The organism is Mesorhizobium sp. M00.F.Ca.ET.216.01.1.1 (assembly GCF_004010325.2).
In the GTDB taxonomy this organism is placed as follows: domain Bacteria; phylum Pseudomonadota; class Alphaproteobacteria; order Rhizobiales; family Rhizobiaceae; genus Mesorhizobium.
In genome coordinates, this window is sequence record NZ_SADR02000029.1 from 74657 (window position 1) to 80983 (window position 6327).

The 6327-nt window shown below is 62.5% G+C and carries 3 protein-coding genes and 5 pseudogenes; 1 reads left to right on the forward strand and 7 read right to left on the reverse strand.

The annotated features are described in order from the left end of the window. Positions 1–2 precede the first annotated feature (2 nt). The 7 genes and pseudogenes from EN859_RS29310 to EN859_RS29330 form a co-directional block, all read right to left on the reverse strand. Positions 3–1688: an IS66 family transposase gene (locus EN859_RS29310; protein WP_245455127.1), complete on the reverse strand. Its 1686-nt coding sequence runs from the start codon at positions 1686–1688 to the stop codon at positions 3–5. A 65-nt stretch (positions 1689–1753) separates the two neighbouring features. Next, positions 1754–1912 (reverse strand): IS66 family insertion sequence element accessory protein TnpB, encoded by a 159-nt coding sequence (gene tnpB / locus EN859_RS38360; protein WP_210211049.1) that lies wholly within the window; start codon positions 1910–1912, stop codon positions 1754–1756. Between the two features lie 106 nt (positions 1913–2018). Beyond that, positions 2019–2090 (reverse strand): annotated as a pseudogene (locus EN859_RS39685) (hypothetical protein); the annotation flags it as partial. A 239-nt stretch (positions 2091–2329) separates the two neighbouring features. Further along, positions 2330–2632 (reverse strand): annotated as a pseudogene (locus EN859_RS39690) (recombinase family protein); the annotation flags it as partial. Between the two features lie 581 nt (positions 2633–3213). After that, a pseudogene (locus tag EN859_RS29320) lies at positions 3214–3879 on the reverse strand (ATP-binding protein). An 81-nt stretch (positions 3880–3960) separates the two neighbouring features. Further along, positions 3961–4965: pseudogene (locus EN859_RS29325) on the reverse strand (IS21 family transposase); the annotation flags it as partial. Next, positions 4914–5627, reverse strand: coding sequence for a hypothetical protein (locus EN859_RS29330; RefSeq protein ID WP_126038098.1), 714 nt, complete (start codon positions 5625–5627; stop codon positions 4914–4916). The gene EN859_RS29330 and the pseudogene EN859_RS29325, both read right to left, overlap by 52 nt. Positions 5628–5876: 249 nt before the next feature. On the opposite strand from EN859_RS29330, the pseudogene EN859_RS29335 reads away from it, so the two are divergent. After that, a pseudogene (locus EN859_RS29335) lies at positions 5877–6327 on the forward strand (transposase); the annotation flags it as partial.

The window sequence follows — 6327 nt, forward strand, 5'->3', positions numbered from 1 at the left end:
GCTCAAGCAGCGCGGCAAGCGATACGCGCGGGGGGCCCAGGTCCATCGCCGCGCAAGCCACGGGATCGATCATCCAGGCCGGAGCGGTAATGACATGACCGGGCGCGACGACGAGGTGAATGATCCGGCCGTCGGCGCGCTCTTCGCTGTTCTCGCAGCGAAGCCGACGTCCGAAATACGGGTGCCAACGGTAATGGACCTCGACCTCCTGCCCAACATGGGCAGAATGACCCCGAGATGGCGATGCCGCGCAGGGCTAGCTCGGCTGCATTGTTGGATAGGCAGATCCGCCCATCGTCGAGGAACCGGGTGAAGGATGACCAGCGGCGCAGCATGTAGTTGAAGGCCTTGGTCAGGTCGTGCCCGCGCGAGAGCTTGTCGCGCGTCTCGATCATCCAGCGCTCGAGCTCGGTGACCAGCGGCGCGCTCCGCTCCTGGCGCACGGCGTGGCGTTGGGCCGGCAACAGGCCGTTGATCGCGCGCTCGATATCGAACAAGGCATCGATGCGCTTCACGGCTTCGACCGCCAGCGGATAGACCAGGTTGGGCTTCTCGCTGCGCGCCTTCTTGCGCGCCGCCGCTTCGACATCGGCCAGCTCAAACACTTTGCGCCGGCTGTGGGCCCAGCAGCTGGCCTCCAGAACAGGCGCCGGCTGACGACCCGTCGCATAGAGATCGCCGTAACCACCAAAGGCATCGGCCTGCAGAATGCCGTTCCAGCCGGCGAGATGCGCCGCGGGCTGTTCGCCTCGGCGATCGCGGGAATAGTAGAACACTGCCGCCGGCGGATCGGCGCCGCCGAACGGCCGGTCATCGCGCACATAGGTCCATAATCGACCGGTATCGGTCTTGCCCTTGGCCAGGACCGGCACCGTCGTGTCGTCGCCGTGCAGACGTGAAGCGGCCAGCACATGGGCTTCGAGCCGCTTGAACAGCGGCATCAGCGCCGCGGTGCCGGCGCCGACCTGGTCGGCGAGCGTCGACAGGCTGAGCGGCACGCCTTCGCGGGCATAGCGTTCGGCCTGGCGGTTGAGCGGCTGATGCTGGCCGAACTTCTCGAACAGGATCATCGCCAGCAGGCCGGGACCGGCCCAGCCGCGCGGGGTGGCGTGGAAGGGCGCCGGAGCCTGGCTGATCGTCTCGCAGTCGCGGCAGGTGAACTTCTCCCGCACGTGCTGGATCACCTTCCATTGCCGCGGCACCACCTCCAGCGTCGGTGATATCCTCACCCAGCTTGCGCAGCCGATGACCGCCGCAGCAATGGCAAGCGGTCGGCGCCGGCTCGACCACGATTCGCGCGGCAGATGCTCTGGAAATGGCTGGCGCGCCGGTCGTTTGCGCACATAAGGCGCCACCTCGGTGGTCCGGGCCGCGCCCTGTTCGGCGGCGATCTCGTCTTGCGTCGCGGTGCTCTCGAGTTCCTCGAAGGTGAGCTCCATCTGATCGTGCAGGCGGGCTGAGCGTTCAGAACTCTGACCATGCAGCGCCCGCTGCAGCTTGCGGATCGTCAGATCCTGATGTGCGATCAGCGCCGCATCATCCGATGCCTTGGCCCTGGCGACCGCCAGTTCGGCCTCGACCAGCGCAGCGCGCGCGGCCTCGTCTTCGGCTCTGGCCAGCGCCGCGGTCAGCGGTGCTCTCAGCGCGCCGATATCGTCCGGAACAGCATCCTGGGCGGTGGCAACCATGCCTTGGAGTGAATCATAAAACGCGTCCGCTGACTCGCGGAAAATGGCGCAAACTCAAAGAAAACTCAGCCCGCGCGCTGCGGGCGGAACGTGTGAACCGGGTTGCGCCAATCGATCCCGTCGAGCATGTAGGCGAGCTGCGCCGGCGATATGGAAACCGTGCCGTCCGCCGGCGACGGCCATAGAAACCGGCCCTTCTCGAGCCGTTTCGCATACAGCGACATGCCGAGCCCACGCCACCTTCGAGGTTGCGCGATGCGAACCCGCACCTTGGCGGATCGCATTTATTCGGCGCCGGCCGTAGACATATGCGCCGGCATAGGCCGGGTTGTGCAAAATATGATGGACGTCGGCGATGGTGGCGTCTCGCCACACCAGCTCATGGGGCGCCGGCCCGCGAATCGGCGCACCGGTACGCGTAGGTCGTGCGTGCGCAGGTAACGCATAACGCGTCGCGCGGTCTGAAGCTCTCTAAATTTGTCGAAGATCAGACGCAGCCGAGCCTGAACCTCTTCATCAGGGTTGAACACGATCTGGCCGGAGCGGTTGTAGGCCAAGCCACCTGGCAGCGGTATGCGAAGCTCGCCCCGCGCCGCCTTCTGCCGTCCCCCTTGATGCAGGCGGGTGCGGATCTGGTGCAACTCCGCTTCGCTCATGATCCCCGAGAGCCCTAACAGCAGCCGGTCTTGATAAGCGCAGGGACCGTAGAGACGTTCACCATCGGCGATGACAACGCCGAGCAATGAACACAACTCGAGGAGTTGATGCCAGTCCCGGTTGTTGCGCGCTGCATCGAGGCTGACCACCAGACCCGCGTTGCCGAGCCCGATCTCGGCCCCGATCTCGGCGATGAGCCATTGGAAGTCGCCGCGCTCGACTTGGCCGTTTCCTGGTTTTCCAAGATCCTCGTCGATGGCGACGACACGATCCGGCGGCCAGCCCAATCTGACGCGCGGTCCACCAAGCTGTGCTGAAGTTCGGTGCTTTCCTGATGGTGGCGCACCTAGTTTATCGAGGATTGGCGCACAACACGTAAGCGAAATTTGAACGCCGGACGGCCGCTCTCGGAATAACCAACATCAAACTGGTCCCTCGCGGCTGGCGCGTCCGGCGGCATCCGGCGGATCAGCGCGAGCATCTGCGCGACTTGGTGCTGAGATACCGGTGGGAGATTGTTCCAAAAGGCTGGGCGTATCTGGCTTGATCCGTACCAGTGGAACACTGGTCTCCGGTAGAGCCACCGCAATCCGATGCGCCAAAGCATGAGCACCATCGCAACTCGCCATTGAGTTATAAAGGTGATTCGCGCACAATACACTAAAGGAAGCAAAGTCCGAACGGGTATTAACTTTCCAGCCCGCTACGATGTTCACCATCATCATCGCTAGCAGGCGACAGATTCGTAACTGAGCGGCGGATATTGCGCGACCGTCCATCCGGAAGGCGGATGACAAAAAAGGCAGATCCGCGCACTGACCGAAGTGATGCCACCTCAAACTGCTGTCCACAGGGTGCGTGTCGACGGTCAACCACCGTGACATGAGATACCAACCGGATCAACAAGAGGGGCATCCTGCGCTGCTTGGGTCGCCACGACCTCATGCCAAGCGGAGACGGGCAACTGGCTGGTTACGATGGTGGAGCGGCGTCCATAGCGGTCCTCGAGGATTTCAAGGAGGTCATGAGGGGCCTGGCCGTCGAGGGGCTCAAGGCCCCAATCGTCAAGGATCAGCAATTGCACACTGCCGAGCTTGCGCAGCAGGCGTAGATAGCGACCATCCCCGCGCGCCGATGCCAGGGAGCAAACAGTCTGGGCACGCTCTGGTAAAGGACGGAGCGGTCATCGCGACAGGCCTTGTAGCCGAGCGCACAGGCGAGCCAACTCTTTCCGACGTCTGATGGCCCGCAGATCGCCGGATTGTCGGGGCGGAGGAACAGGAGCCGATCGAGTCCGCGCGCTGCGATAGTCAACATCCTCGGGAATGGTCTGGTGGCGCAGCTTTGCAAAGCGCAGGCGGGCAGCAAGGTTGCGATCGTACCGCCAGCTCCATTCCCGGTCGAGTAGCAGACTCAACCATTCGACATGAGAGAGTTGTTCGACCTCGGCATTGGCGGTGAGTTCGTCGAATGCCCTGGCTATGCCGGACAGGCCCATGGCGTTCAGGCGATCGAGGGTGGGGGGTGCAAGCATCCCTTTCTACTTCAGTCGTTATAGCGACAGCCGCGGATTGGGAATGGTCGATGGCTCGCGGGACGCCGCCCGCGGCGACGGCGCTCGGTCGAGATGGTTGTCGAGAATGGAGCGGACCGAGCCGTAGGTCCGCGCGCCGATCTCAAGCGCGCGACCGCAGGCGGCATTGACCTGTTCCCTGCCAAATCCCTTGACCAGGCGAGTGATGCCCAGAAAGGCCCGGAAGCCCTGCTCGGAATGTGGCCGGTCAGCCAGGATCTTCTCGCACAGCAGCGCCGCGTCGGAACGCCGAGGCATCGTGGCCGATCCGCTCAATCGTCCGATCAGCGAAGCGCCGATGCGAGGATGGCATGTGATCGGGACCCTGGTGTGCCGGCCATTGCCGCTGGAACGCAAATGGACGGCGATCCATTCGCCCTTGCAGAACAACTCGACGGGTCGCTTGACGCGCGCCTCGACCTGCTCGCGCGCGAAGGGCCAGAGGAGGGAGTAATAGTGGCGATCGATCTCGACATGATAGTCGAGACCGGCACGCCGGATCCGCCATTCGGCGAAGACTTTACATTCCGCCGGCAGCGGCTTGAGCGCCGGACCGTCGACCTCCTCGAACAGCTGCCGGCACCCGACGATCGTTCAGATCGGCCAGCAATTCGCCGATTGCCGCATTCACCTTGGCCAGACTGTAGAAGGCCGAGAGGCCAGCGCTCGACAATGCGCACCGCCGCCTCGACCTTCGCCTTATCGCGCGGCCGGCGCGGCCTGGTCGGCAGCACCGAACTGCCGTAATGGGCCGCCATCCCGGCATAAGTGCGGTTGATCTGCGGATAGTAGCGGCGGCCTCCGCGACCTTCGCGTTATCAGGAACCACCAGCGCGCGCGCCGCCGAATGCCTCGAGCGTATTGAGTTGGCGGCCGAGCCAGTCGGGCAGCGTGCGCTCCAACGTGCCTCTGCTAGGACAGGCTAGACGCGCCCAGCACCGCCAGGAACAGATGCGCCTGACGCGTCCTTCCCTTGAGGCGGTCGACCATTACCGTCACCGTGTCGCCGGCATAGTCGACGAACAGCTTCTACTTGAAAGCATTTTCAGCAGGTCTTCACGGGTCAACCAAACGAGCCAGTCGTCGTCGCATATGCCCCGCGCTGGCAACCGCAGGACGGATGCATGTGGCTCTTTGTGTAGATAGCCGTTGCGATCTGCTATGCCCTTTTCGATGTTCCAGCTACCAACGAGGGCGTAAATGAAATCCGGCGACCATTGAGTCCATGCCACTCCAAATGCGATCCGACCAAGGAAGGACAGAAGACCGCGTCCCCGAAAATCCTCACGGAGCCAGAGGTCGCCGCGATATGCTACAAGCCCGGTAATGCTTCTGGCGGACGGTGCGTAGCAGCTACACGAAGAGCCAGGCCCTGCTTTAAGACCAGGGTCCGCGAAGCAGTCTCTGAGCGTCCCAAGGTGCTCATCAAGACTTGTGGTGGAGAGATCGTACAGCCGCATTGCTTGGACATGCGCTACCCTGTCTTCCCGGTCCCTGCCAATAATCCAGAAAGCCTTTCCAGGTAGAAGATCAGAACAGTCCGGACGAAAGTGTGGATAGGTCGGTGACTTTCCAGGAAGTCTGTCAGTGATCCTGACGTACTCCTCAAAATCGTCTCCCATCGTGATGTGGAGACCGGACTTACGCGCCAGCTCGTACGCTGCACAGATGAACTTCGAAATGTCTAATGTCGTTACGTTATCCTGCATGCAGATGCACCCTGACAGCTAAAGAAGTGCGGTTCTAATATAGCGGAATGCGGACCGATACTGCGAGATTTGATAGTTGACGTGACTATCGGCTCATGCTCACGTTGCACGCGCTCTCCGACCGCCATCGGCGCAAGGCCGATAGTCAAAACCGCGCTGAAGGAGAACCAACACCGAAATGGTCCTGACCTTGCCCCTTTGATCTAATCCGGTTTGAAGTTCGCTCTGGCCCATCGAGAGGACCAGGACATGAAACGCGGCCGCTTCTCTGAAGAGCAGTATCATCGGAATTTTGAAGGAACTTGAGGCCGGGGTATCGGTTGCCGATCTGTGCCGCAAGCACGTGGTCGGCGACGCCTCGATTTACAACTGGAAGGCCCGCTTCGGCGGGATGGATGTCTCCGAGGCTCTGCGACTGAAGGCTCTGGAGGACGAGAACACCCGGGTGAAGCGGCTTCTGGCCGACGCCATGCTCGACAATGCCGCGTTGAAGGATCTTGTGGGAAAGAAATGGTGACGCCCGCGGCCAAGCGGAAAGCTGTCGCTCGCCTGAAGGAAGGCTTCGGGGTGAGCGAACGGCGGGCGTGTAAAGCCATCGGCTGTTGCCGCATGACGGTTCGCTACGAGACCAGCAGGCCGGACGACCGCGAGGTTCGCGAGCCGATGAAGGCGATCGCGCAGGAGCGTCGCCGGTTCGGCT